The 25,494-nt window shown below is 63.1% G+C and carries 22 protein-coding genes and 1 tRNA gene; 9 read left to right on the top strand and 14 right to left on the bottom strand.

From position 1 onward, the window contains the following. The first annotated feature begins 173 nt into the window (after positions 1–173). The 3 genes from AC1D0I_RS07950 to AC1D0I_RS07960 are packed head-to-tail and all read left to right on the top strand — an operon-like array spanning position 174 to position 2,352. Entirely contained in the window at positions 174–1,529 is a 1,356-nt protein-coding gene (locus AC1D0I_RS07950) for a selenium-binding family protein (RefSeq protein WP_477394196.1), read from the top strand. Beyond that, entirely contained in the window at positions 1,526–1,897 is a 372-nt protein-coding gene (locus AC1D0I_RS07955) for a 2Fe-2S iron-sulfur cluster-binding protein (protein ID WP_477394198.1), read from the top strand. The genes AC1D0I_RS07950 and AC1D0I_RS07955 overlap by 4 nt, the downstream gene beginning before the upstream one ends. 5 nt (positions 1,898–1,902) lie before the next feature. Further along, a complete protein-coding gene (locus AC1D0I_RS07960) occupies positions 1,903–2,352 on the top strand; it encodes a CoA-binding protein (protein ID WP_184872230.1) in 450 nt (149 codons plus the stop codon). A 64-nt stretch (positions 2,353–2,416) separates the two neighbouring features. Here the strand turns inward: AC1D0I_RS07960 and AC1D0I_RS07965 are convergent, their stop codons facing one another. The 3 genes from AC1D0I_RS07965 to AC1D0I_RS07975 form a co-directional block, all read right to left on the bottom strand. Further along, positions 2,417–3,631, bottom strand: coding sequence for an NAD(P)-binding domain-containing protein (locus AC1D0I_RS07965; protein ID WP_477394200.1), 1,215 nt, complete (start codon positions 3,629–3,631; stop codon positions 2,417–2,419). 53 nt (positions 3,632–3,684) lie between these two features. Continuing rightward, complete coding sequence (locus AC1D0I_RS07970; protein ID WP_095089778.1) at positions 3,685–4,242, bottom strand: OsmC family protein; 558 nt, start codon at positions 4,240–4,242, stop codon at positions 3,685–3,687. A 318-nt stretch (positions 4,243–4,560) separates the two neighbouring features. Beyond that, positions 4,561–4,637 (bottom strand) — tRNA-Pro (locus tag AC1D0I_RS07975). Positions 4,638–4,836: 199 nt separating this feature from the next. Between AC1D0I_RS07975 and AC1D0I_RS07980 the strand changes: the two genes are divergently transcribed. Continuing rightward, a complete protein-coding gene (locus tag AC1D0I_RS07980) occupies positions 4,837–6,357 on the top strand; it encodes a phosphomannomutase/phosphoglucomutase (protein ID WP_477394202.1) in 1,521 nt (506 codons plus the stop codon). 42 nt (positions 6,358–6,399) lie between these two features. On the opposite strand, the gene AC1D0I_RS07985 is transcribed toward AC1D0I_RS07980, so the two are convergent. Further along, positions 6,400–7,287: an NmrA/HSCARG family protein gene (locus AC1D0I_RS07985; RefSeq protein ID WP_477394204.1), complete on the bottom strand. Its 888-nt coding sequence runs from the start codon at positions 7,285–7,287 to the stop codon at positions 6,400–6,402. A 100-nt stretch (positions 7,288–7,387) separates the two neighbouring features. On the opposite strand from AC1D0I_RS07985, the gene AC1D0I_RS07990 reads away from it, so the two are divergent. Both AC1D0I_RS07990 and AC1D0I_RS07995 read left to right on the top strand, forming a co-directional pair. Then, on the top strand, positions 7,388–8,287 hold the full coding sequence (locus AC1D0I_RS07990; RefSeq protein WP_477394206.1) for a LysR family transcriptional regulator: 900 nt from the start codon (positions 7,388–7,390) through the stop codon (positions 8,285–8,287). Between the two features lie 51 nt (positions 8,288–8,338). Then, the gene (locus AC1D0I_RS07995; RefSeq protein WP_477394208.1) at positions 8,339–10,579 is read left to right on the top strand and encodes a mannose-1-phosphate guanylyltransferase/mannose-6-phosphate isomerase; all 2,241 of its coding nucleotides are present in this window, start codon (positions 8,339–8,341) and stop codon (positions 10,577–10,579) included. A gap of 7 nt (positions 10,580–10,586) precedes the next feature. On the opposite strand, the gene betB is transcribed toward AC1D0I_RS07995, so the two are convergent. Genes betB through betI form a run of 5 tightly spaced genes read right to left on the bottom strand, consistent with a single transcriptional unit; the run spans position 10,587 to position 16,881 of the window. Further along, positions 10,587–12,050, bottom strand: coding sequence for a betaine-aldehyde dehydrogenase (gene betB, locus AC1D0I_RS08000; protein WP_457152584.1), 1,464 nt, complete (start codon positions 12,048–12,050; stop codon positions 10,587–10,589). 51 nt (positions 12,051–12,101) lie between these two features. Continuing rightward, the gene (gene betA / locus AC1D0I_RS08005) at positions 12,102–13,754 is read right to left on the bottom strand and encodes a choline dehydrogenase (RefSeq protein ID WP_477394210.1); all 1,653 of its coding nucleotides are present in this window, start codon (positions 13,752–13,754) and stop codon (positions 12,102–12,104) included. A 3-nt stretch (positions 13,755–13,757) separates the two neighbouring features. After that, a complete protein-coding gene (locus AC1D0I_RS08010; protein ID WP_477394212.1) occupies positions 13,758–14,768 on the bottom strand; it encodes a threonine/serine dehydratase in 1,011 nt (336 codons plus the stop codon). Continuing rightward, on the bottom strand, positions 14,765–16,294 hold the full coding sequence (gene betC, locus AC1D0I_RS08015) for a choline-sulfatase (RefSeq protein ID WP_477394213.1): 1,530 nt from the start codon (positions 16,292–16,294) through the stop codon (positions 14,765–14,767). Before betC ends, AC1D0I_RS08010 begins: the two co-directional genes overlap by 4 nt. Then, a complete protein-coding gene (betI, locus tag AC1D0I_RS08020) occupies positions 16,291–16,881 on the bottom strand; it encodes a choline-binding transcriptional repressor BetI (protein ID WP_095089822.1) in 591 nt (196 codons plus the stop codon). Before betI ends, betC begins: the two co-directional genes overlap by 4 nt. A gap of 200 nt (positions 16,882–17,081) precedes the next feature. On the opposite strand from betI, the gene AC1D0I_RS08025 reads away from it, so the two are divergent. Next, positions 17,082–18,248 carry an acetyl-CoA acetyltransferase gene (locus AC1D0I_RS08025; protein WP_477394215.1) on the top strand — a complete coding sequence of 389 codons (1,167 nt, stop codon included), beginning with the start codon at positions 17,082–17,084 and terminating at the stop codon, positions 18,246–18,248. A gap of 125 nt (positions 18,249–18,373) precedes the next feature. After that, positions 18,374–19,378, top strand: a complete 1,005-nt coding sequence (locus AC1D0I_RS08030; protein WP_477394217.1) for an asparaginase — start codon at positions 18,374–18,376, stop codon at positions 19,376–19,378. Positions 19,379–19,389: 11 nt separating this feature from the next. On the opposite strand, the gene AC1D0I_RS08035 is transcribed toward AC1D0I_RS08030, so the two are convergent. Next, on the bottom strand, positions 19,390–20,766 hold the full coding sequence (locus tag AC1D0I_RS08035) for a TIGR03808 family TAT-translocated repetitive protein (RefSeq protein WP_477394219.1): 1,377 nt from the start codon (positions 20,764–20,766) through the stop codon (positions 19,390–19,392). 121 nt (positions 20,767–20,887) lie between these two features. On the opposite strand from AC1D0I_RS08035, the gene greA reads away from it, so the two are divergent. After that, complete coding sequence (greA, locus tag AC1D0I_RS08040; protein ID WP_095089824.1) at positions 20,888–21,361, top strand: transcription elongation factor GreA; 474 nt, start codon at positions 20,888–20,890, stop codon at positions 21,359–21,361. Here greA and AC1D0I_RS08045 read toward each other — a convergent pair. The 4 genes from AC1D0I_RS08045 to AC1D0I_RS08060 form a co-directional block, all read right to left on the bottom strand. Continuing rightward, positions 21,358–21,747 carry a type II toxin-antitoxin system death-on-curing family toxin gene (locus AC1D0I_RS08045; RefSeq protein ID WP_477226176.1) on the bottom strand — a complete coding sequence of 130 codons (390 nt, stop codon included), beginning with the start codon at positions 21,745–21,747 and terminating at the stop codon, positions 21,358–21,360. The two genes, greA and AC1D0I_RS08045, sit on opposite strands and share 4 nt — an antisense overlap. Next, positions 21,744–21,965: an AbrB/MazE/SpoVT family DNA-binding domain-containing protein gene (locus tag AC1D0I_RS08050; protein WP_184871302.1), complete on the bottom strand. Its 222-nt coding sequence runs from the start codon at positions 21,963–21,965 to the stop codon at positions 21,744–21,746. The genes AC1D0I_RS08045 and AC1D0I_RS08050 overlap by 4 nt, the downstream gene beginning before the upstream one ends. A 75-nt stretch (positions 21,966–22,040) precedes the next feature. Continuing rightward, on the bottom strand, positions 22,041–24,161 hold the full coding sequence (gene scpA, locus AC1D0I_RS08055; protein ID WP_457153381.1) for a methylmalonyl-CoA mutase: 2,121 nt from the start codon (positions 24,159–24,161) through the stop codon (positions 22,041–22,043). After that, the coding region (locus AC1D0I_RS08060; RefSeq protein ID WP_477394221.1) for a methylmalonyl-CoA mutase subunit beta at positions 24,158–25,494 on the bottom strand (1,337 nt) is incomplete at its 5' end. The genes AC1D0I_RS08060 and scpA, both read right to left, overlap by 4 nt.

A 25,494-nucleotide genomic window follows, 5' to 3' on the forward strand; every position in this document is an offset into this window, starting at 1 on the left:
CCCGTTCATCGGCCCGTCGGCCATCGGCTTCCGTGGGGAGGAGCGGGGAGTGTTCGCATTCCGTCCCCCCGGTAGCCACCCTCGGCCATAGCGCCAATGCCAAGCATGCACTAACATCCCAGCTTGACCCCGTAGGGGCTGCCCAGTGATCTGTTCAAATTGGGGACATACCCATGACCAATCATTGCTGTGGACCGGGCTATGCTTCCCCAGCCGAGGCGATGACCGCACCTCGCGAAAAGCTGCTCTATACGATTGCCATCTACACCGGCACGGGCATTCAGAAGCCGGACTATTTGTGCACCATTGATGTCGACCCCGAGAGTTCGACCTACAGCCAGGTGATTTCACGTTTGCAAATGCCGGGGATTGGCGATGAGCTTCATCACTCGGGCTGGAATGCCTGCTCGTCGTGCCATGGCGATGCGAGCATGGAGCGGAAATATCTGATTGTGCCGGGTGTGCGCTCGTCCAATCTGCACATTGTCGATTGCGGCACCGATCCCCGCAATCCGACACTATTCAAAATCATAAGCGGCGCTGACATCAAAGCCAGGACCAACTTGTCGGCACCGCACACGGTGCATTGCCTCGGCTCGGACATCATCGTTTCCATGCTTGGCGACGCTCAGGGCAATGCCCCCGGCGGCTATTTGCAACTCAGCAAGGAGTTCGAGATTGTCGGCCGTTGGGAAAACTCCATGGGCGGTATCAAGTTTGGTTATGATTTCTGGTACCAGCCGCGACACAACGTAATGGTCAGTTCGGAGTGGGCCGCTCCCAATACCTTCATGCCCGGTTTTGACCTGGAAGAGGTTGGCCATCTGAAATATGGCCGGGAGATCCATTTCTGGGATTTTGAAAAGAAGGAGCCGAAGCAAACATTCTATCTCGGTGAAGATGGCCTGATCCCACTGGAAGTGCGGTTCCACCACAATCCCGACAGCAGTCACGGCTTTGTTGGCGCGGCCCTTTCAGCAAATATCATCCATTGGTGGAAGGATGCGGCGGGTGATTGGCAATGGGAAAAAATTATCGATGTCGACAATGAGCCACATCCCGAATGGCCGATCCCGATTCCGGGCGTGATCTCGGTCATCCTGCTCAGCATGGACGATAGATACCTCTATTTTTGTAACTGGTTGCACGGCGACATCCGTCAGTACGACATCTCGGACCCTCACAATGCCAAGCTTACCGGACAAGTGTGGATGGGCGGACTTCTCGGCCGTGCGCCTGAGGTCAATGGCGTGAAAGTGACTGGCGGGCCTCAGATGATACAGCTCAGCCTCGACGGCAAGCGCCTGTATGTGACAACCTCACTTTTCTCCACCTGGGACAATCAGTTCTATCCGGAAATCCGCACCAATGGCGGATGCATGCTGATGGTCAATTGCGATACCGAAAACGGCGGCATGGAAATCGATCCGCGATTTGTTGTCGATTTTGGCAAGGAACCAAATGGACCAAGCCGCTGCCATGAAACCCGTTATCCCGGCGGTGATTGCACGAGTGACATCTGGGTATGACCAACTTCACCATCACTCTCGCCAACCAAGGCGGTGCGGCCTTTGACGTCGATCACCGCAAGCCCCTCTTGCAAAGCTTGCGCGAGCAGGGCGTGGATTTGCCCTACGGGTGCCAGTATGGCGGCTGCATAAGCTGTGCGGCCAAAATAATCAGCGGCAAAGTCAATCAGCAAGCGCAGCGGGCGTTGAACAACCGCCAGATCAACAATGGCTACATAATCCTTTGCGTCGCCCGCCCTTTGAGCGACTGCACGCTGGAGGTCGGCGTTGAAAGTCACGACAAGCTCTACCGCAACCCCTTCCTTGACCCCCTGGCCGCGCATGAATTGAAAGCCGATATTGCGACCCCGTTGGACGAACAGAAATGACCCATATGAACCATGATGAGCCCTATCCGGAGGCTTATCTGCAAGGAATTCTGAAATCGGTCAAAACCATCGCGATGGTGGGGGCCAGCCCCGACAAGACCAAGTTCTCCTATGGTGTACTGCGGGTGCTGCACGAGATCGGCTACGATATGATCCCCGTCAACCCCAGTCCCGGTCTGGATGAAATCCGAGGGCTTAAGGTGTACCCGTCGCTGGCGGCCATCGACCGGCCTGTCGATATGGTCGAGGTTTTTCGCCGTTCCGAAGATCTGTTGGACGTTGCTGAGGAGGCCATCGCCATCAACGCCAAGGTTCTGTGGGGTCAGATTGGCGTGCGCGATGACGCTGCCGCCCGGTTGGCGGAGGAAGCAGGCTTGAAAGTGGTGATGAACCGCTGTCCAAAGATTGAGTTGTTCCGCCCCTTCTGGAAGCCGAAGTTGCACCTGGGAATATGATTGCGGGTCACCGAATTCGGAGGTGTCGCGGCGACGGACCTGTTCCCTGGTCTTTGATTGAATTCTACCCCAGGTATGATGCCAGATGGGCGCTGAGATCACGCGCGTCGTCGCCAGCGCCGTCGATCAGCGCAGATTTGCGGCGGCGCAGAAACTGCATTCCCATCAGGTACAGGCCCGGATGTTCGGCAACCCCGCCGTCGTGACGGACGTAACCCTTGCGGTCGAGGACCGGCAGCTCCAGCCACGAGTAGTCCGGACGGTAGCCGGTGGCCCAAATGATCGTCCTGATCGCGCCGCTGGCGAGGTCGAGGCCGAGCGGCGGGTTGTCCTCGACATGGGTCGCCGGCGGGCGATCCGGGGGCCCGACCGTCGCGTCCAGGCCGTTGTCGCGCGCCCATTCGTCGATGAGGTCGAGCAGCCGGGCCATCTTCAGATCGGAAAGCGCGCACATGTTGCGCAATGACCCCGCAAACTGGGCCTTGCCGTCTTCGGTGATGCCGGCGAGGCGGCCGACGAGCCGGACCCCGAGGTCGACCAGCGCATTGAGGTCGAGGGTGGTGCGGTCGGGCGTGCCGGCAAGCTGCAGCGAAGGAACCCGTCGTGCCCGCCTGATGTCGTCTACCTCGTCGTAGCGCTCGTCGAGCACGCCGGCGGCGTCCATCCACCACTCCAGGTCCTTGCCGCGATAGACGCGGGGCGCCCGGATGTGCTCGCCCACCGACAGGGTCACTTGGCGCCCCGAACGCTGCAGTTCCTGAGCGATCTGGGTGCCGCTGGCCGACGCGCCCACCACCAGCACGCCACCGTCGGCGACCTGACCCGGATTGCGGTAGGACTGCGCCGTCAGCATGGTGATCGACGGCGGCACGCGGACGGCGAAATCGGGCAGGCGCGCAAAGTTGCACGCGCCCGACGCCAGCACCACGGTCCGGCACCGCCACTCGCCGCGATCCGTGCGCACGAGATATCCCGCCCCGTCGCTGCGAACCGAGGTGACGGTCGTGTGGGTTCTGACCGGAGCCGAGATCGCCTTGGCATAGTTCCCGAGGAAATCGATCACCTCTGGCATCGTCCGGTAGCCATCGGGGTCGTCGCCGTCATAGCGGAAGCCCGGTAGCCGGCTCTGCCAGTTCGGGGTGAGCAACCGCAGCGAATCCCACCGCTCGGTGCGCCAGGTATGGGCAATCTCGCCGCGCTCCAGCAGCACATGGTCGATCGAACGCTCCGCGAGGCAGCGGCTCATCGCGAGCCCCGCGTGCCCTGCACCGACGATCACGGTGGTGACGGAACTAATCGCGCCCTCTCAGAGTCTATCGCTCGAAGTGCCTTTCAATTCACCACGACCGTGACGTTCGTCGGATTGGTGACAATGTCATAGACCGCAGATCGCTTCTGCGACTGAGCGACGAGAGCCTCGATGTCCTCGGGCTTGGCGTCGGCGTCGATGTTGTACTTTACCGTGATGCCGCTGAAGCCGTTGCGGACGTCGCTGTCGATGCCGAGTATGCCGGCGAGATCCATGTCGCCTTCGATTGTCGCCTTCACCGACTTCAACTGGATATTGCGGTTCTGGGCAACCGCGGCGATGCCGGCGGTCAGGCAACTCGCCAGCCCGACCAGCACGTATTCGACAGGCGTGGCGCCCTTATCCAAGGAAGCGAAGACCTCCGGATGGTCGGCGTCGAATGCGAACGTGGTCTTGCGATGCTGGTCCTGCCCGAGACCGTAGAAGCTCTCGACTGTCGAGTGGCTGTGGGTGCCGTCCTTCCATTCGCAAGCCGCGCGCCACTTGAATTGCGCGGCCTCCGGGGCGTTGGAAAGCGCTTCCTTTGCGGCGAGAAGCGCCTCTACGTTAACGCCATTATTGGCCTGTACTTCGGAAGCCATGATTATCCTCCCTACCTTGCACTGGCTCAAACCCGACCGATTCCACTGACCTCCTGATCAGATTTCACCAAGGTGTGGCATGGTATGGGTAGCGAAGTTTTTCATCAAGTTGTTTCCGCAGGATACAGTCGTCCCTCGCGCACCGAGTTGCGCTTGCAGACGAAGGAGTGCCCTGCATGTCGGTCGACGGCGACCGTGGGACTGCCACAAGAGCATGCCGCGCGTTCACGCGCCTGACCACTGTGGGCGCGGTGGATAAATAGGCGAAGCAATCTGTGGGGTGTCGGGAGAAACAAACACCTAAGTGTCTGTTTTTTCTGGTCGGAGTGGCAGGATTTGAACCTGCGACCCCCTCGTCCCGAACGAGGTGCGCTACCRGGCTGCGCTACACTCCGTGACCAGACCGCGGGCTTATAGCCGCCGCACTTCGTTCCTGCAAGCGGCAATGGCAGTGGTTCTGTCGCATTTCGTCGTCTTTCGTCGGGCATTCCCGGAAAGCCCGGATTTCCACCCGGGATAAACCGGGCATAAAGCCTTGTGTGCTAGACCGCCGCCTGGATGGATCGTATTTCTGCCGCCTGGAGCTTTGCTGTCTTGCCCCCAAAAATCGTTGGCGAAGCCCGCCCCAACAGCTTCGAATTCGAAATCCAGGCGCTGATCAAGGCGTCGGGTTTTCGCGAATACGATGCGCGCTGGTGGTTCGGTCATCCCGGCTCCGCGCAGCCGCCGGAGCTTAATCTGATCGGAGTCCAGGCGCTCGGCATGGGGCTTGGCACACTGATCCGCCGTCTCGGTGCTGGCCCCGATATCGTCACCGGGCACGATTTCCGTTCCTATTCGCTGTCGATCAAACTGGCGCTGGTCACCGGCCTGATGGCGGCCGGTGCAAAGGTGAGGGATATCGGCTTGGCGCTGTCGCCGATGGCCTATTTCGCCCAGTTCGCGCTGGACACACCGTCCGTCGCCATGGTCACCGCCTCGCACAACGAGAATGGCTGGACCGGCGTCAAGATGGGCGCGGCGCGGCCGCTGACCTTCGGCCCGGAGGAGATGAGCGCCCTGAAGGCGATCGTGCTGGCTGGCGACTTCGACCTCACCGGCGGCGGTTCCTATGACTTCGTCCGCGATTTCCGCGCGACCTATCTCGATGATCTGGTCCGTGACAAGCGCATCACGCGAAAGCTGAAAGTGGTCGCCGCTTGCGGCAATGGTACCGCCGGCGCCTTTGCCCCGGAAGCGCTTCAACGCATCGGTTGCGAGGTCATCCCGCTCGATGTCGAACTTGACCACACCTTCCCGCGCTACAATCCCAATCCCGAGGACATGAAGATGCTGCATGCCATCAGGGACAAGGTGCTGGAGACCGGCGCCGATGTCGGGCTCGGCTTCGACGGCGATGGCGACCGTTGCGGTGTCGTCGACAATGAAGGCAACGAGATTTTTGCTGACAAGGTCGGCGTCATGCTCGCGCGTGATATTTCGCTGCTCCACCCCGGCTCGACCTTCGTCGTCGACGTCAAGTCGACCGGCCTGTTCAACACCGACGCGGTGCTGCGCGCCAACGGCGCCGTCACCGACTACTGGAAGACCGGTCACTCCTACATCAAGCGCCGCGTCGCCGAGCTCGGCGCCGTCGCAGGCTTCGAAAAGTCAGGCCATTTCTTCTTCAATCCGCCGATCGGGCGCGGCTATGACGACGGGCTGGTCACCGCCATCGCCATCTGCCGGATGCTGGATCGCAGCCCCGCCAGCTCGATGGCCGACCTCTATCGCGCGCTGCCGCTGACCTTCGGCACGCCGACCATGTCGCCGCACTGCGCCGACGATGTGAAGTATGGCGTGGTCGAGCGGGTGGTTGCCGATTTTCAGGCGATGAAGCGCGATGGCGCGAGTTTCGCTGGCCAGAAGATTATCGATCTGATCACCGTCAACGGCGTGCGCGTCGTCGCCGAGGACGGCACCTGGGGCCTGGTGCGCGCCTCGTCGAACAAGCCGGAGCTTGTCGTCGTCGTCGAAAGCCCGGTGTCGTCGCAGCGTCGCCGGCAGATGTTCGACGCTGTCGACGCCGTGCTGCGCCGCAGTCCCGAAGTCGGCGCCTACAACCAGACTTTCTAGCTGCAGGACCTAGTCACTTCGCGATTGTCAGCGACAGGGTACTCAGCCGGCGGAAGCGGTCTGCTCCAGGGCGCTCCAGTCGAACGCTCGCGCCCAGTCGGCAAAACTGTGCCAGCGGACCTCGGCGAAATCCTTGCGCAAGGCGGTGATATCGACGTCGTAGCCGACGCGGTCGAACCATTCGAACATCAGGGCCGCATCCTCGCTTTGCTGGCGCGCCACGGCGAGCGGGATTTCCTGATAGCGGATCGGGCGACCGATGGCCTCGGACAGGATTTTSGCTTGCTCTTCGCCCGACAATTCGTCCCCGGCGAAATCGAACCGCTTGCCGAACACCTGTTCTCGCCGCTCGGCCAAGGCCGCGACGAAGCCGCCAATGTCCGCCAGCGAGACCAGTTGGAGCGCGCGTTTGGAAGGCATCGCGAAGGCATGAGTGCCCTGGCTGAGCGCGCCGATCGACCATGGCGCCACAACATTCTCCATGAAGGCGACCGGCGCGCTGATCGTGTAGGGGATACCAAGCCCGACGACATGCTTCTCGACCAGATACTTGCTTTCGAAATGCGGGATGCCGGTCTTCTTGTTGGCGTCGGCAACGGATGAATAGATCAGGTGTCCGACGCCGGCAGCCTTGGCGGCATCTGCGGCGATGATCCCCTGGCGGGTTTCCTCCTGCATGCCAGCCTCATAGCTGTTGCCCATCAGGAACATGGTCTCGACGTCTTTTGCGGCCCTGACGACAGAGGCTGCGTCAGCGAGGTCGCCAGCCACGATCTCTGCGCCCGCCAACGCCAGTTGGCGTGCGGCCTCACTGTCCGGCTTGCGCGTCAGGGCCTTGACGCGATGTCCCCTGGACAACAATGCGCGCGCAACCGCGCCGCCTTGCTGGCCTGTCGCGCCGGTCACCAGAATGTTTCGTTTGCTGGCCATGGTGTCTGCTCCTTCTTGTTTGGCTGCAGCAAAACTAGGATCTTTCGGATTGATGCATAATTGACTATAATTGGGAAACGTCGTCCCAATTTTGAATACAATGATCGATCTCAACGATATCGTCGTGTTCGCTCGCGTCGTCGAAGCCGGCAGCTTCACCGCTGCCGCGCGACTGCTCGCCATGCCCAAGACGACGGTCAGCCGCCGCATTGCCGCGCTCGAACGCGAAGTCGGGGTCCGCCTGCTGCAGCGCACGACACGTAGCCTCAACCTGACGGATGCCGGGCGTCTCTACTATGAGCAGAGCAGCCAGGGGCTGCGCACCATCGAGGAGGCAAATCTGCGCCTGGCGGAGGCGAGGGCGGAGCCGTCGGGCACGATTCGCATTTCGGCCCCGGTCGGCTTTGGCGGCCATTTCCTGATCCGCGCCGTGGTCGACTTTCTCGCAATGTATCCGAAGACCAATGTCGAACTCCGCCTCACCGACGACAGGCTCAACCTGGTCGAGGACGGCATAGACCTCGCTTTCCGCACCGGGATGCTGCAGGATTCGACGCTGATCGCCCGCAAGCTCGGCTCCACGCACCGGCTGCTCGGCGCCAGCCCGGACTATCTCGCCCGGCACGGCACGCCGCAAAGCCCGGCGGACTTGACGGACCATCAATGCGTCATCGCAGGCGCTTCGGCCTCAGGCGCCCATTGGGTGCTGGAAGGGCCACACGGCCAGGAAACGGTCATGGTGGCAGGGCGCTTTGCCGCCAATGAAATGCAGGCGGTCGTTGCAGCCGCGCTCGCCGGCTTCGGTATCGCCCAATTGCCCCAGGCGATGGCCGAAGGGCTGATCAAGGAGGGGCGACTGCAGCACGTTCTCGCGGACTACACGACACCGGCCGGCGGCTTGCATGCCCTCTATCCGAGCAGCCGCCACCTATCGCCCCTGGTCAAGGCATTTGTCGAGCTTGCATCCAAACGCATTTCCAAGGGCATAAACACCGCTTAAGGCTTGTGTAGTAGCAACCGGTCACCAATTGCTTCTGAGCGCGAGACCTGAATGACCGAGCGGATCGTTAGTTTTGTCATGAGCGGCGGCATCGGCTCGCGGCTATGGCCGCTGTCGCGCGAGGACAACCCCAAGCAGTTCCACGATCTGTCCGGCGATGGCTCGATGCTGGCCAAGACCTTGCGTCGGCTCACGGCGAGACCGGAGGGCGAAACGCCCATCTTCCTGATCGCCTCGGAGCGTCATGCCGACCGCGTCCGCGCTGACCTTGCCGGCCTCGATCTCGCCGGCGGCGGGCCGTTGTTCGAGCCGACCGGCCGCAACACCGCCGCCGCCGTCGCGCTGGCGACGCTGCGCACGCTGTCCGAGTTCGGCGACAGCCTGGTTCTGGTGGTGCCGTCGGATCACGAGATCAACACTCCGCGCCAATTCTGGCAGAGTGTCGAAGCCGGTGCCGAGGCGGCGCGCGCCGGCCGGCTGGTGGTATTTGGCGTCAAGCCGACGCAGCCCGAGACCGGCTATGGCTATATCGAAGTCGCGGCTGAAAGCGGCGGCACCTTCGACGTGTCGCGCTTTGTCGAAAAGCCGGACCTTGCGACGGCGCAGAGCTATCTCCAGGCCGGGAATTTCTATTGGAACACCGGCATCTTCCTGTTTCGCGCCGGCGCCATGCGCGACGCCTTCGCGGCGTTCCAACCTGACATCTGGCAGGCCACCGAAGCGGCCTACAGAGCGGCGACATCGGATCTGTCCGGTCTCTATATGCCGCTGGAACTCTATGGGGCCATCCCGTCGAACTCGATCGACTACGCCATCATGGAGCGGGCAAAAGACATCGCCATGGTGCCAGCCGGCTTCCGCTGGAACGATCTCGGCTCCTGGCAGTCGCTGCTCGATGTCGGCCCTGCCGACGACCAGGGCAATGTCGTCATCGGCGATGTCGTCGCCATTGACTGCGAGAACTCCTACATCCGCAGCGACGGGCGCCTGCTATCGGCGATCGGCATGAAGGACGTCGCCATCGTCTCGACCACTGACGCCACCTTCGTCGCCCCGGTCAGCCACAGCCAGCACGTCAAGAAGATCGTCGAACAGCTCGAGAAATCGGGGCGGCTGGAAACCCGGTTCACGCCGGCGCATGACCGCGTCATCGAAAGCGGCGCCTGGCGACGGCGCGTGCATCACTGGCTGTTTCAGGAGACCTTGCCGCTATGGTCGACATCGGGCGTCGACGAGCGTCATGGCGGTTTTCACGAAGCGCTCGGCCTTGATGCCTCACCGCTGATGAAGCCCAAGCGCATGCGCACCATGGCAAGGCAGGTCTATGCCTTCGCCGTCGCCAAAGCGCGCGGCTGGGACGGTCCGGCCGACCGGCTGATCAGCCACGGCATCGACTTCGTGGCCAAAAATGGCCGCACCGACAAAGGCGGCTGGGTGCGCACGCTGAACGTCGACGGCTCCGTGGCCGACGCCACCGAGGATGCCTACGATCATTCCTGCGTGCTGCTGGCACTGGCGCATGCGCATATGTCGGGCAATCCCGACGCCTTGCAGCTTGGTCAGGAAACCTTAGCCTTTCTCGACACATATCTCGAGGACAGCCGCTTGACTGGCTTCCTCGAAACATCGGACGGGGAGGGCGAACGGCGCTCCAACCCGCATATGCATCTGCTCGAGGCCTTTCTTGCCTGGTATCAGGCGACCGGCGAGCGCACCCATCTGCGCCGTGCGGCACGCATCATCGACCTGTTCCGCAGCTATTTCTTCGACGCCGAAAGTTGGACCCTGGGCGAATATTTCGATGCCGAATGGAAACCGTCCGCCGGCGAGAAGGGGGCCTGGACCGAGCCCGGTCATCACTTTGAATGGGCGTCCCTGCTGGTCGATTTCGCCGGGCGTAGCGGCCAGTCCGAACTGAGCGGCTTCGCCCGAAAACTCTATGCCTCGGCCATCGCCAACGGCCTCAACCGCGCTACCGGTCTCGCTTATGGCGCCGTCTCCAGGCAAGGCCTGCCGCTCGACCGCGTCTCCCGCAGTTGGCCGCAGGCCGAAGCGGTCAAGGCGGCGATTGCGCTGGACGGCTCGGGCGGGCCCGACCTCAAGCCCGAAATCGAGGAACGCGTTGGCCGCCTGTTCCGTTGGCACATCGACCCGGCGCCGCTAGGCCTGTGGATCGACCGCATCGACGAACGCGGCCGCTCGCTGGCGACCGACGTGCCGGCCAGCATCTTCTATCACCTGGTTTGTGCGCTGACCCAGTATCTGGACAGCACGGCGCAGAAGCCGACATAGGCTGGGTTCAGTACGGGCTCGCCACGTCGCCGGTCTCGACATAGATCGACTTCAGCTGCGAATAGAGCGCCAGTGCCGCCAGCGAATTCTCGCGGCCGATGCCGGACTGCTTGAAGCCGCCGAAGGGGATCTCTACCGGCGTCAGATTGTAGGCATTGATCCAGCAGGTGCCGGCCTGCAGCTCAGCGATGACGCGATGGGCGCGCGGCAGGTCGCGCGTGAAGACGCCCGCGGCAAGGCCAAACTCGGTGTCGTTGGCGCGGTCGATCACCTCGTCCTCGCCGTCGAACTTCAGCACGCTCATCACAGGCCCGAAAATCTCCTCGCGGGCGATGCGCATCGTGTCGGTGACGCCGGTGAAGACGGTAGGTTCGACGAAGAAGCCACCGTCGAACCCCTGCAGCGAAGGCACGTTGCCACCGCAGGCCAGAACTGCGCCATCCTGCTTGCCGACCGCGATATAGCCGACCACCTTCTCATGCTGCGCTCTGGAGACCAGCGGTCCCATCTGGGTTTCGGGGTCGAGCGGATCGCCGATGCGGATTTTTTTCGTCCGCTCGACAAGCCGTTCGACGAAGCGGTCGTGGATGCCGCTCTGCACGAAGACCCGCGTGCCGTTGGAGCAGATCTGGCCGGTCGAATAGAAATTGCCGAGCATGGCGCCACCAATGGCATTCTCGATGTCGGCATCATCGAAGACGATCAGCGGCGACTTGCCGCCAAGCTCCATCGTCGCGTGCTTCATCTTCGAACCGGCCAGCGACAGCACCTTGCGACCGGTCGGCACCGAGCCTGTCACCGAGACCTTGGCGACGACATCATGACCGACAAGCCCGGCGCCGACATCGCCATAGCCCTGCACGACGTTGAACAGCCCATCCGGCAGGCCGGCCTCGCTGTAGATTTCAGCCAGCGCGAGCGCTGACAGCGGCGTGTTTTCCGACGGCTTGAACACCATGGCGTTGCCCATGGCCAGCGCCGGCGCTGATTTCCAGCCGGCGATCTGGATCGGGTAGTTCCAGGCGCCGATGCCGACACAGACGCCAAGCGCCTCGCGCCGCGTATAGGCGAAGGGCCCGCCGAGATCTATCGCCTCGCCATTGTAGGCGGCGACTGCGCCGCCGAAATATTCCAGGCAGTCCGCGGCCGACGGCGCATCTGCCACCAGTGTCTCCTGGATCGCTTTGCCGGTGTCGAGCGTCTCTATGCGAGCGAGGTCGGCGTTGCGGGCGCGCAAGATGTCGGCGGCGCGGCGCAGGATGCGTCCGCGTTCGACCGGCTTCAACCGCGCCCAGGCAGGCTGCGCGGCACGCGCGGCCTCGACGGCGAGTTCCAGCACGTTCGGCGTCGCCGAACGCAGCATGGCGATCGTCTCGCCGGTCGCCGGATAGATGACCGGCAGCGGCGCGCCCTGCTCATCGTCGATATAGCGTCCGTTGACATAGTGCGATGCCGTGGGCTGGGCGCGCATGGAGGTCTCCAAATCGTCTTCGCTTGGGCGGAATGTTCGCCGGATCATGCTCTATCTGTCGGATGCCTGCCAGCGCGGATTGATCCAGGGTTCCTGGTTGGACGGCGCCAGCGGTGTGCGGCCGAGAATGTGGTCGGAAGCCTTCTCGCCGGTCATGATCGACGGCGCATTGAGGTTGCCGTTGGTGACGCGCGGGAAGATCGAGGAATCGGCGACGCGCAATCCCTCGACGCCGATGACCCGGCATTCCGGATCGACGACGCTCATCATGTCGTCGGCGCGGCCCATCTTGCAGGTGCCGCAAGGATGGTAGGCGCTCTCGGCGTGATCCCGGATGAAGACATCGAGATCGTCATCCGACTGCACGTGGYCGCCCGGCGAGATTTCCTTGCCGCGGTAGCCATCGAACGCCTTCTGGCCGAAGATCTCGCGGGTCAGCCGGATGCAGTGGCGGAACTCCGTCCAGTCGTCAGGATGCGACATGTAGTTGAAGCGGATCACAGGCTTCGATTTCGGGTCCGGCGAGCGCAACGTCACCGAGCCGCGCGACTTCGACCGCATCGGCCCGACATGCGCCTGGAAGCCGTGCGACTTCGCCGCCGCCTTGCCGTCATAGCGGACCGCCGCCGGAATGAAGTGGTACTGGATATCGGGATAGTCGACACCGGCGCGCGAGCGCACGAAGGCAGCCGCCTCAAAATGGTTGGTGGCGCCAAGCCCGGTCTTGAAGAACAGCCACTGCGCCCCGATCAGCGCCTTCGAGAACGGGTTGAGCACCGAGTTCAGCGTGATCGGCTGTGTCGATTCCTGCTGGATGTAAAGCTCCATATGGTCCTGCAGATTGCGGCCGACACCGGGCCTGTCGGCGACCACTTCGATGCCGTTTTCCCTCAGATGCTCGGCCGGACCGATGCCCGACAGCATCAGGATCTTGGGCGAATTGATCGACGATGCGGCGACGATCACCTCACGTCGCGCCTTAACGACCTGAATCTGTTTGTGAGCTTCGATCTCGACGCCGACGGCGCGTTGATTCTCGATGATCACCCGGCGAGCGAAACCCTTGAGCAGGCTAACATTCTTGCGGTTCAACGCCGGCTTCAGATAGGCGCTTGCAGCCGACCAGCGGCGGCCGCCGCGAATGGTCTGCTCCATCGCCCCAAAGCCTTCCTGCTTGGAGCCATTGTAGTCGTCGGTCAGTTCGAACCCGGCCTGGCGCCCCGCCTCGACGAAGGCGCCGTAAAGCGGATTGCGTCGCGAGCCGCGCTGTACGTGCAATGGCCCGCCATGGCCGCGCCAGCCATCCTCGCCGCCGTCATTGTCCTCCATGCGCTTGAAGTAGGGGAGCACGTCGGCAAAGCCCCAGCCGGTCGCACCTTCTTCGGCCCAATGGTCGAAGTCGCGGGCATGGCCGCGCACATAGACCATGCCGTTGATCGAGGACGAACCGCCGATCACCTTGCCACGCGGCGTCGCCAGCACGCGGCCGCCGAGATGCGGCTCGGGTTCGCTGGCAAAGCCCCAGTCGTAGAGGCTCATATTGAGCGGGATCGACAGCGCCGACGGCATCTGGATCAGCGGCCCGACATCGGTGCCGCCGAATTCGACGACGATCACCGAATGCTTGCCGTCTTCCGACAGCCGATAGGCCATGGCCGAGCCGGCCGAGCCGGAGCCTATAATGACGAAATCCGCTTCAAGCATGGTTCATTTCAGCCCATCGTTCATATGCGTAATGAAATCGGCGAGCGAGACGTTGCCGCCAGTTGCCATCACGAGCACGGTCTTGCCCTTTACATCCACCTTGCCGCCGAGCAGCGCCGCCAGCGAGGCGGCCCCCGACGGTTCGAGCACCAGCTTCATGCGCTCGAAGGCGATCCGCATGGCGCGCCGTACCGATTGATCGTCGACGGTGATGCCGCGGACGCCGGCGGTCTTGACCGCCGCGAACGGAGCGTCGCCGGGCCGTCGTGACATCAACCCGTCGCAGATCGACTTCGGGCCGATCGGCATCGTCTCGATGCTGCCATGCGCCAGCGACGAGCCCATGCCGTTGAAACCTTCCGGCTCGACGCCGATGATCTCGGTGGCCGGCGAGAGATAGTGGAAGGCGAGCGAAACGCCGCCGATCARTCCGCCGCCGCCGACCGAGCAGAACAAAAGGTCGGCGCTGGCGTCCTTGGCGGCAAGCTGGTCGAGCGCTTCGAGACCGGCCCCCGCCTGGCCGGCGACGATCTCCGGATCGTCGAACGGATGCAGCAGGGCCAGCCCTTCGGTCTCGGCGATCTCGCGCGCCTTGGCGGCGGCGACTTCCTCACGCGCGCGCTCGCCATGGTCGGTCAGCACGACACGGGCGCCATACCCTGCGGTGGCGTCGCGTTTGGCGGCGGGTGCATCGATCGGCATGACGATGGTGACCGGAATGCCGAGTGCCTGGCCGGCCGCCGCCAGCCCTTGCGCAAAATTGCCGGAGGAATAGGCGACGACGCCTTTCTTCGCCTCTTCGACCGAAAGCTGCTTCAGCCGCCAATAGGCGCCGCGTATCTTGAACGAGCCTGCCCATTGCAGCGATTCCGGCTTGATGAACACGCGGGCGGCGCCCGTCTCGCGCGCGAGTGCCGCCGATTCCAGCAGCGGCGTGATCTGTGTCGCCCGCGAGGTGACGGCATAGGCCTGCTTGAGATGGTCGAGGGAGGGGACGAGTAGGTCTGCCATCATTCGCCTCGTGGATACCGTTTGCTCTCCTCGAGATTGTCGAGGTTCATGTGATTGCGCATGTAGCGTTCCGACGCCTTTTGCAGCGGCTGGAAATCCCATGGGTAATAGGCGCCGTTGCGCAGCGCCGGATAGACGACCCAGCGGCGCGCCTGGCTTTCGCGCACGGCGGCGTCGAAGCCGGACATGTCCCAGCGCGCGCGGACTTTGCTCATGAACGCCGCCACCAAGTCCGCATTGGCCGGGTCGCCGGCCAAATTGTCTCGCTCGAGCGGATCGGTCTCGAGATCGAACAGTTGCGGCGGGTCGAGCTCGCAATGGACGAATTTGTATCTGCCGTCGCGGATCGCAACGAGTGGTGCGCAGGAGCCCTCCGCCGCATATTCCATCAGCACAGGCGCGGCGCGCTGCCCGCCATTGGCAAGCGGCAGCAGCGACTGGCCGTCGGTCCACGGTGCGATCGCCCCGATGTCGATGCCGGCGAGGTCGCAAAGCGTCGGCGCTACATCGAGATTGGAGACCGGCGCTTCGATCAGTCCGGCGCGAACGCCCTTGCCGGCAATCATCAGCGGCACCCGCGCCGAGCCTTCGAAGAAGCTCATCTTGAACCACAGGCCGCGCTCGCCGAGCATGTCGCCATGGTCCGAGCAGAACAGGATGATGGTGTCGTCGAGCATGCGCGTTCGCTGCAGGACGTCCAGAACCTCGCCGAGCTTGTCATCGACATAGGAGATGTTGGCGAAATAGCCGCGCCTGGAACGACGTACTTGTTCAGGGGTGATCTCGAAAGACGGATAGTCGCTGGCGTGATACAGCCGCTGCGAATGCGTGTCCTGCTTGTCATGAGCGATGAACCCGGTTTCCGGGTCCAGCGCCTGGCAGTGTTCGTAGAGATCCCAATACTGCTTGCGCGCGACATAGGGATCGTGCGGGTGCGACAGCGAAACGGTGAGGCACCAGGGCCGATGGTCCGCATCGTCCTGCTCGCGCGAAAGCTGATAGAGTTTCTGCGTGGCCAGGAACACGACCTCGTCGTCATATTCCATCTGGTTGGTGGTCTCGGCGACGCCGGCGCCGGTCACCGAGCCCAGATTGTGATACCACCATTCGATGCGCTCGCCGGGGTTGCGGTAATCCGGCGTCCAGCCGAAGTCGGCCGGATAGATGTCGGTGGTCAGCCGCTCTTCGAAACCGTGCAATTGGTCCGGTCCGACGAAATGCATCTTGCCCGACAGGCAGGTGTAGTAGCCGGCGGCGCGCAGATGATGGGCAAAGGTCGGGATCGACGAGACGAATTCAGCGGCATTGTCATAGACCCCGGTGCGAGACGGCAGCTGCCCGCTCATGAACGAGGCCCGCCCTGGCGCGCAAAGCGGCGATGCGGTGTAGTTGTTGGCAAAGCGCGCCGAGCGGGCGGCCAGTGCCTTGAGATGCGGCACATGCAGGAAGTCCGCCGGCCCATCCGGGAACAGCGTACCGTTGAGCTGATCGACCATGACGATCAGGAAATTGGGTCGCTTGGCTGTCACTGTGTCTGCCGTCCACCGAGTTTGGTTTCGAGATAGTCCTCGACCAGCGCGATCGCGGTCGCGGCGTCGGGCACGCCGTCCTTCAGCGCCCGCCTGATGTAGAGCCCGTCGATCAGCGCCGCGGTCGCTTCGGCGACGCGATCGGCCTCGGCTCTCGGCAGGATGCCGGTCAGCCCGCTCAACAGGTTGGAGTGCAGGCGCCGAGCATAGACCTTGAGCAGCCGGCGCAGCGCCGCCGATTTCTGCGCCTCGACATAGAAGGCGAGCCAGGCGGCGATGGTTTCCGGCTGGAACTGGAGCTCGGAGAAGTTGACGGCCACGACCGCAGAAACGCGCTCGCGCGGGCTGCCGGCGGCGCCAAGGGCGCGCCGCATGTCGATGGTCAGTTCGGCCAGGATGTGGCGCATCGTCGCCAGCAGCAGCTCATCCTTGGCGCCAAAATAATGATGGGCAAGGGCGGAGGACACGCCGGCGCGGCCGGCGATCTCGGACATGGTCACGTCGAGCGAGCCGCGTTCGCCGATCGCCGAGATCGTCGCGTCGATGAGCGCCTTGCGGCGCAGGGGTTCCATTCCGACTTTCGGCATCTAGGTAGGGTCCTTTGAAGCAGGATTATTTTTTATTGACGGGTCAATCAACAAAAAAATCGACACCCGCCCAGCCTGCACCAAGCGATTGTCCCATTCCGGCCCTTCCCGGCACGGGCACGATTGTTTATATTTGAACAATAAAGGCGAAATGCGCCATGAGCCCTCATGCTAGGCTGGCGCCAAGGATGGAGACCGCCATGACCGCATGCATCGTTGGCTGGGCGCATTCGCGCTTCGGCAAGCTTGAGGGCGAGACGCTCGAAAACCTGATCGTCAAGGTGGCGACCGACGCACTCGACCATGCCGGCATCGGCCCGGACGAGGTCGACGAGATCGTACTCGGCCACTTCAACGCCGGCTTTTCGGCGCAGGATTTCACCGCCAGCTTGGTGCTTCAGGCCGACGACCGGTTGCGCTTCAAGCCGGCGACGCGCGTCGAGAACGCTTGTGCCACCGGTTCGGCGGCGGTCAGGCAAGGCATCCGTGCCATCGATGCCAACGCTGCCCGCATCGTGCTGGTGGTCGGCGCCGAGCAGATGACCACGACGCCCGGCCCCGAGATCGGCAAGAACCTGCTCAAGGCTTCCTATCTGCCTGAGGATGGCGATACTCCGGCGGGTTTTGCCGGCGTCTTCGGCAAGATCGCGCAGGCTTATTTCCAGCGCTATGGCGACCAGTCGGACGCGCTGGCGATGATTGCCGCCAAGAACCACAAGAACGGTGTCGACAATCCCTACGCGCAGATGCGCAAGGATTTCGGCTATGAGTTCTGCCGCCAGGAAAGCGAAAAGAACCCCTTCGTTGCCGGTCCGTTGAAGCGCACCGACTGTTCGCTGGTCTCCGACGGCGCCGCGGCCCTTGTCCTAGCCGACACCGCGACGGCACTGAAGATGCGCCGCGCCGTTGCCTTCCGCGCCAATGAGCATGTGCAGGATTTCCTGCCGATGTCGAAGCGCGACATCCTGACCTTCGAAGGCTGCGAACAGGCCTGGACCCGGGCGCTGAAGAATGCTGGCGTGACACTAGACGATCTGTCCTTCGTCGAGACGCATGACTGCTTCACCATCGCCGAACTGATCGAGTATGAGGCGATGGGCCTGGCCAAGCCGGGCGAGGGGGCAAAGCTCGCCATGAGCGGCGAGACCGCCAAGGATGGGCGCCTGCCGGTCAATCCATCGGGCGGGCTGAAGGCCAAGGGTCATCCGATCGGCGCCACCGGTGTTTCCATGCATGTTCTGACCGCCATGCAGCTTGTCGGCGAAGCCGGCGGCATCCAGGTGCCGGGCGCAAAACTCGGCGGCATCTTCAACATGGGTGGCGCGGCGGTCGCCAACTACGTTTCCATTCTCGACCGGATCAGATAAACCGCCCGCATTACAGCGCCGCGCACCTTTTGAGGCGCGCAAAAGGACGCTGTAACACTTTGATTCTGCGCATGACCTCGAAGATCGATTCCGATCTTCGAGGTCATGCGCAAGCGGGAGGGTTCATGACAAATCCGGTTCTGATCGAAGTCTTGCGCGGCGCGATCGTCGAGAGCGCGCATCGCGGTACCGTCGCGGTCTTCGATGCCGACGGCAAGCCGGTCCTGGAGATCGGCGACACCTCGAGGCCGGTGTTTCCGCGCTCCGCGGTCAAGGCGATCCAGGCATTGCCGCTGGTCGAAAGCGGCACGGCGGACGCCTATGGCTTCGGCAACCGCGAACTGGCGCTTGCGTGTGCCTCCCATTCGGGCGAGCCAGCGCATGTAGAGTTGGCGCGTTCCATGCTGGCCAGGGCCGGGCTGGACGGGTCAGCGCTGGAATGCGGCGCGCATTGGCCCTCCAGTCATGACGCGGAGATTGCGCTGGCCCGCACCGGCGGTTCGCCGAACGCGCTGCATAACAATTGCTCCGGCAAGCATTCCGGCTTCCTCTGCACCTGCGTCCACACCGGCATTGCGCATCGCGGCTATGTCAAGCCGGAGCACGCCCTGCAGGAGATGGTGCGCGACGCCATGCAGGCAGTGACGGGCGCTGTCCATGGCGCCGATGAACGAGCGACCGATGGCTGCTCGATCCCGACCTTCGCGGTGCCGCTCAGGAGCTTCGCCCTCGGCTTTGCCCGTATGGCCACGACAAATGGTTTTGGTCCCGAGCGAGCCAAGGCCGCAAAGCGTCTGATGAGCGCCTGCATGGCAGAACCGTTCTTTGTCGCTGGCACCGGCCGCGCCGATGTCGCTCTGATGGAGGCCGCGCCCGGGCGGATTTTTGCGAAAGGCGGCGCCGAAGGTGTTCACTGTGCCGCAATTCCGGAAATTGGCCTCGGCATCGCGCTCAAATGCGATGACGGTGCCGGCCGCGCCGGCGAAGCCATGGTTGCCGCCGTGCTCGCCAAATTGCTGCGCGCGGACGAGGCTTCGGCGGCGAAGCTGCTCGAACTGGCCAACGCTCCGATTGAAAGCCGGATTGGGGCCAAGGTCGGGGCGCTCAGGCCCACAGTGGCCTTGGACTAAAAGTCCAGCATTCAGCTGACGTGATTGCGCTCGACGGTCAGGTGCGCGTAACCGCTCTTGTCCAATGATGTCAGGTCGCCTGTCGCCGGCTCGGCCCAGCGCTGGCCGACAACGGCGCCGTTCAGCGCCCCATCGATGACATTGTCCGAGATGACGGCCGTACCGGCGCCCTCGACCACGCTGACGACGATGCCGGTTCCAGCCTTGCGGATGATATTGCCGGTGGCCACGATATTGCGCAGGTACGGCCCCCAGCCGATCTGCATGCCATAGAGCGGCGCGTTCTCGATGACATTATTGGAAACAGTGGTGTCGGCCTCGACGCCAATGCCGACGCCAAAGCCGGGCGGGTCGGCGGGGTAGGGACCGCTGGTCGACAGATTGCGCACGATGTTGCCCGAGCAGACACCCATGCGGCCACCTTTGTTGAAGTTGACGATCGAGATGCCGTTGGCGGCGCCGTCGACGATGTTGTTGCTGATGACGGCGCCTTCGAACGAGAATTCGGAATAGACCGCGGTCTCGCCTGAGCGCGAGCAGGTGTTGCCTGCTATCTGCAGATTGCTGGCGCTGTTGGCGCGGATCGCCGAAAAGGCGCAGTCGGAGACGATGTTGCCCGAGATGACGACATTGCCGGCCCGGAAGGCGTTGATGCCATTGCCGTTCTGCCCGGTTCCGCCACTGCGCGCCTGGATGCGCTCGACGCGGTTGCCGGTGACCATGGTGCCGTCTTCCGCCGCCTGCCAGCGGTGCACCAGGATGCCGCCATTGGCGCAGTCGGAGACTGTGTTGCCCGCAATTGCCAGCCCATCAGCCTCGACCGAATAGATGCCGGCATCGGCAGCCCCTGAGATGTCCGAGCGCTCGACCCGGCCCGCCGCGTGTTCCAGCGCCAATCCGTTCTTGCCGCTGCCGGTTATTTGGCAATTGTCGACAATGAGGTGCGCGACCCGGCGCAGATCGAGCAATCCTTGCGCGTAGTCGCCCATCGAGCGGTTGCTGCCATCGAAGACCAGCCCGCTGAGTTCGATATGGTCGGCCTGTTCGGCCATGAACAGGTGGCCATCGCCGCCATAGACGATCCGCGTTGCGCCCGGCACGCCGGAAAGACGCACGCGGCTGGGCAGCGAGAGGTTGGACACCACATAGGTGCCGGGTGGGAGGAACACCGGCATGTCGCCGTCGTCGGCATCACGCAGCAGCTTGGCGAAGGCCTTGCTCTGATCGTCGAAGGTGCCAGGCGAGACGCCAAGTTCGGTGGCGTTGATCGAACCGCGCATCGAGGCTTTCTCGATGCCGCTCAGGCTGGCAGCTGCCGCTCTGCCAAGCGAGAGGCCCAAGACGGCAAAGCCGGCGGTTCCGGTTAAAAACGTTCGTCTGTTCAACATCGGCACAGGGTCCTGGCGTTCCACCCAGACACCGCAGGATTCGTGCCAGACGGTCTGTCGCTGCTTGCCAGCGCAGCGACAATGGCTTGTCGAGCAGCCTCTCCGCGCCTAAGCTCAGCGGATGAGCAGAGCTTTTACCCGAGAGGAAGACAGCGAAAACGCCATCGCCGGCATCGGCGAGCGGCCGATCAGCCAGCACCGCAACCTGGTGACGGAGACCGGCCTGGCGATGATCGAGGAGAATCTGGCCGATCTGCGCGACATATTGGCGAAAGCCGAAAGGAAGGCGGACCGCGAGCGCATTGCGGTGGTGTCGCGCGACCTGCGCTATTGGACCGCCCGGCGCGAAAACGCCGAACTGTCCGTGCCGGAGCCGGGCAGCGATCTGGTGCGCTTCGGCATGGGCGTCACGCTCGAGGGCGATGACGACAGGAAGGTGCACTGGAAAATCGTCGGCGAGGACGAGGCCGACCCGGCCAAGGGCACGATTTCCCACGTGTCGCCGATGGCCGTCGCCCTGTTCGGCAAGAAGGTCGGCGACGTGGCTGTGGTCAACGGCAAGGAATGGGAAATCGTCAAGCTCTCCGACAGCTAGTCCTCGAGCTTGACGACGTGGTCGCGGAAGAAAGCCGCGGCTCCGGCTTCATCGATTTCGCCGGAAGCGACAGCCATGACGAATTCGTAAAGCGTGCCGTTGTCAGCTGTCAGAACATGGCCGTTCACAATCAAAAATGCGCCGGCGGCCACGATGGCTGTACGCTTGTTACCGTCGACAAAGGCATGATTCCTGGCAATGCCAAAGACATAGGCAGCGGCGAGATCCTCGACCGACGGGTCCCCATAGTTCGCCTTGTTTTCAGCGCGGGCGAGCGCCGATTCGAGCGCATTTTCATCTCTCAAACCTTGCGCTCCGCCGTGCCTGCGCAATTGCTCGGCATGCATCGCTTCGACCGCGCGACGTGACAGAAACTCCCAGCTCATTCGGCGAGTTTCTGTAGTGCGACCTTGTACTTGTCCATGACCTTGCGAGCTGCTTCCATCTGCCGCTCGAAACTGTCGTCCACCGCCTTGAGGACGATGTCCTTATCCGTTTCGAGAATCTGAAGCTGGTCGCCGGCTTTRAGGTTCAGACGTTCAAGCAGCTCCTTGGGCAGGATCACACCTTCGGAATTGCCGATCTTGCGAATGGTCGTGTTCATGATGAATCATCCTGTTGCAACGCCGATTATAACCAGAGCGAAGTGTTGTTGCAACAGAGATTATAACAGCTCCAATCAGGCCTTCAGCAGCCGGTCCAGCAGGCGATCCGCCGCTTCCGGAATGACCGTGCCCGGCGGGAAGATTTCCGCCGCACCGGCTTGCAGCACCGCGTCATAGTCTTGTGGCGGGATGACGCCGCCGGCGACGATCAGCATGTCGCCGCGACCGAGCTTCTTCAGCGCATCGCGCAATTCCGGGATCAGCGTCAGATGTCCCGCCGCCAGCGACGAGGCGCCGATGATATGAACGTCATGCGCAATCGCAAGCCTGGCGATTTCATCCGGTGTCTGGAACATCGCACCGACGGTGACGTCGAAGCCGAGATCGGCGAAGGCGGTGGCGATGACTTTCTGTCCACGGTCGTGGCCGTCCTGTCCCATCTTGGCAACGAGGATGCGCGGCTTGCCGCCAGATTTCTTCTCAAAGGCTTCAAGCTTGTCATGCAGCCCTTCGACCACGGAATTGTCGCCGAGCGCCTTTCGATAGACACCGGAGATCGTCTGCACCGTAGCGACATGGCGGCCGAAGGTTCTTTCCAGGGCGAACGAGATTTCGCCGACCGTGGCATTGGCGCGCGCGGCGCGGACGGCGAACTCCAGCAGGTTTTCATTGCCTTCCGCGGCACGGGTCAGCGCATCGAGCGCGCTCTCGACCGCGCCGACATCGCGTGTGCCTTTCAGCCGCTGCAGCTTCGACAATTGCCGCGCCCTGACTTCGGCATTGTCGATCTTCAGCACGTCGACCTTGATGTCGGTCTCAGGGCGATGCGCATTGACGCCGACCAACATCTGCTCGCCGGAATCGATGCGTGCCTGCGTGCGGGCCGCCGCTTCCTCGATTCGCAGCTTGGGAATGCCTTGTTCGGTCGCCGCGGCCATGCCGCCGAGCGCCTCGACTTCCTCGATATGGACAAGCGCGCGCGCCGCCAGATCATGTGTCAGCCGTTCGAGATAGGCCGAACCGCCCCACGGGTCGATTATGCGCGTGGTGCCGGATTCCTTCTGCAGGATCAGCTGGGTGTTGCGGGCGATCCGCGCCGAATGGTCGGTCGGCAACGCCATCGCCTCGTCGAAGGAATTGGTGTGCAGCGACTGCGTGTGGCCCTGCGTTGCCGCCATCGCCTCGATCATGGTGCGGATGATGTTGTTGTAGGGGTCCTGCGCCGTCAGCGACCAGCCCGAGGTCTGGCAATGGGTGCGCAGCGACAGCGATCGCTCGTCCTTGGGCGAAAAATTCTTCGCCATCAAGGTCGCCCACAGCAGGCGCGCGGCCCTCAGCTTGGCTACTTCCATGAAGAAGTTCATGCCGATCGCCCAGAAAAAGGACAGGCGCGGTGCGAAGCGGTCGATATCCAGGCCCGCCGCAACGCCAGCGCGGGCATATTCGATGCCGTCGGCGATGGTATAGGCGAGCTCCAGGTCGGCCGTCGCTCCGGCCTCCTGCATGTGATAGCCGGAGATCGAGATCGAATTGAACTTCGGCATGTTCTTCGACGTATACGAGAAGATGTCCGAAACGATCCGCATCGAGGGCTTCGGCGGATAGATGTAGGTGTTGCGGACCATGAACTCCTTCAGAATGTCGTTCTGAATGGTTCCGGCGAGATCCTTCTGCGCAACGCCCTGTTCTTCCGCCGCCACGATGTAAAGCGCCATGATCGGCAGCACCGCACCGTTCATGGTCATCGACACCGTCATGTCGCCGAGCGGAATGCCGTCGAAGAGCTGCCGCATGTCGAGGATGGAATCGATGGCGACACCCGCCATGCCGACATCGCCGGCGACACGCGGATGGTCGCTATCATAGCCGCGATGCGTGGCGAGATCGAAGGCGACCGACAGTCCTTTCTGGCCGGCGGCAAGATTGCGCCGGTAGAAAGCGTTCGACTCCTCCGCCGTCGAGAAGCCGGCATATTGCCGGATCGTCCAGGGCTGCTGGACATACATGGTCGGGTAGGGGCCGCGCACGAAGGGCGGCAGGCCGGGATAGGTGTCGAGATGCGGCAACCCCTTGAGGTCGCTTTGATTGTACAGTTGCTTGGCGATGAGGCCTTCCGGCGTCGTCCGCTGGCCTTTGACCTCGACGGGTGCGCGGCGTGGCGGCGCCCAACCGATCTGGCTGAAATCAGGGATCAAGAGCCCGCTCCGATCGATTGGTCGATGCGGACTGGAAACAGGGGTTCGCAGACGGCAACACCTTCGGTGAAGGCGGGACGCCGTTCCGCTGCCAGCGTCTCGACGGGACGTTCGCTTTTGGACGGGTAGAGCGTGGTGCCGATGATGACCCGCTCGCCGGCCTGGTAGGCTGCGTTGCGTCGCGCCGCCGCGGCGTGAACGCGCTTCTGGATATGTCCGTCCTGAAGGCTGGACAGGACGCCGCCCTCGGCCTCAATTGTCTGCAGTTCCGCCCACGCCATCTCGCAAAGTTCCGCGGTCAGCGCTTCGACCCCGCCGGAGCCATAGGCAGGATCGGCGACATGATCGATATGGCTTTCATTGGCCATGATCAGCTGCGCGTTGCGGGCAACGCGGCGGGCAAAGGCCGCCGGCAAGCCATGCGCGATCGTGTGCGGCAGGATGGAGATCGAATCGGCGCCGCCGGATGCCGCGGCAAAGCAGGCAATTGTGGTGCGCAGGATGTTGGTCTCCGGATCCATGGCCGTCATCATGCGAAACGACGTCTCGGCATGGATATTGGCGGTGGAATTGGGGATCGAGCAGGCCTCCTGCAGCCGTGCCCAGAGCCTGCGCAGCGCTCGGACCTTGGCCACCGACAGGAACTGGTCCTGGTCGACGCTGAGCGCAAAGCCGATATGGGGTGCGGCATAGACAAGCGGCTGCCGCGCCGTCTCGAACATTCTGAGATAGGAGACCGCCGAAGCCAGCATGATGCCAAGCTCTTGCGCCTCTGTGGCGCCGGCATTGTGGAACACGCGCCCGTCCGCCTCCAAGAGCACGCCCGGAACGCCCATCGAGAAGAAATGCGCCAGCGACTGCGGCATCGAGGCCTGCAGCGCCTCGATCGACATGCGCAGCCGGCCGGTTCCGGCGAAGATCGCCGCCGGATCGATGCCGAAGGAGAGGTTGAGCTTTGCCGGATCCGAACGGCGCTTGCTCAGGAACGCCACCAGCCAGTCAGCCACGGCGCGGCTCCAGGGATGGGCGTCGATACGGACCTGGATGCGGTTGAGCGGTACGCCGTCCAGCACCGTCTCCAGCGCCTGCGCCGTTCTTGGCAGGCCGTAGCCGAATGCGTTCGGCGCGCCTTCGAAGACAAGCGACAATCCCGTCGCGCCTTGCGCCACATCTTCCAGAGCCTGGGCTCTGGCGCGCTCGATATCCGGATCATCGATGCGCTGGCTGACGATCCAGGGCGATTTCGGGTTTGCGCGCACGATCGGTTCCGCTGCGATGCTGCGGTCGTACAGCGGTTCGATGCGGATGTTGTCATCGGTATGCGAGACCAGCT

It is taken from the genome of Mesorhizobium sp. P2_D1 (assembly GCF_056404455.1).

Coding starts and splice junctions, on each gene's coding strand:
- betB (WP_457152584.1), bottom strand. CDS start 12,050: ATGCGCGCCCAGCCCACGGCATCGCACTATGTCAACGGACGCTATATC.
- AC1D0I_RS07990 (WP_477394206.1), top strand. CDS start 7,388: ATGATCGATCTCAACGATATCGTCGTGTTCGCTCGCGTCGTCGAAGCC.
- AC1D0I_RS08035 (WP_477394219.1), bottom strand. CDS start 20,766: ATGTTGAACAGACGAACGTTTTTAACCGGAACCGCCGGCTTTGCCGTC.
- betI (WP_095089822.1), bottom strand. CDS start 16,881: ATGCCGAAAGTCGGAATGGAACCCCTGCGCCGCAAGGCGCTCATCGAC.
- AC1D0I_RS08030 (WP_477394217.1), top strand. CDS start 18,374: ATGACAAATCCGGTTCTGATCGAAGTCTTGCGCGGCGCGATCGTCGAG.
- AC1D0I_RS07970 (WP_095089778.1), bottom strand. CDS start 4,242: ATGGCTTCCGAAGTACAGGCCAATAATGGCGTTAACGTAGAGGCGCTT.
- AC1D0I_RS07955 (WP_477394198.1), top strand. CDS start 1,526: ATGACCAACTTCACCATCACTCTCGCCAACCAAGGCGGTGCGGCCTTT.
- AC1D0I_RS08045 (WP_477226176.1), bottom strand. CDS start 21,747: ATGAGCTGGGAGTTTCTGTCACGTCGCGCGGTCGAAGCGATGCATGCC.
- AC1D0I_RS07960 (WP_184872230.1), top strand. CDS start 1,903: ATGAACCATGATGAGCCCTATCCGGAGGCTTATCTGCAAGGAATTCTG.
- AC1D0I_RS08025 (WP_477394215.1), top strand. CDS start 17,082: ATGACCGCATGCATCGTTGGCTGGGCGCATTCGCGCTTCGGCAAGCTT.
- AC1D0I_RS07950 (WP_477394196.1), top strand. CDS start 174: ATGACCAATCATTGCTGTGGACCGGGCTATGCTTCCCCAGCCGAGGCG.
- greA (WP_095089824.1), top strand. CDS start 20,888: ATGAGCAGAGCTTTTACCCGAGAGGAAGACAGCGAAAACGCCATCGCC.
- AC1D0I_RS07995 (WP_477394208.1), top strand. CDS start 8,339: ATGACCGAGCGGATCGTTAGTTTTGTCATGAGCGGCGGCATCGGCTCG.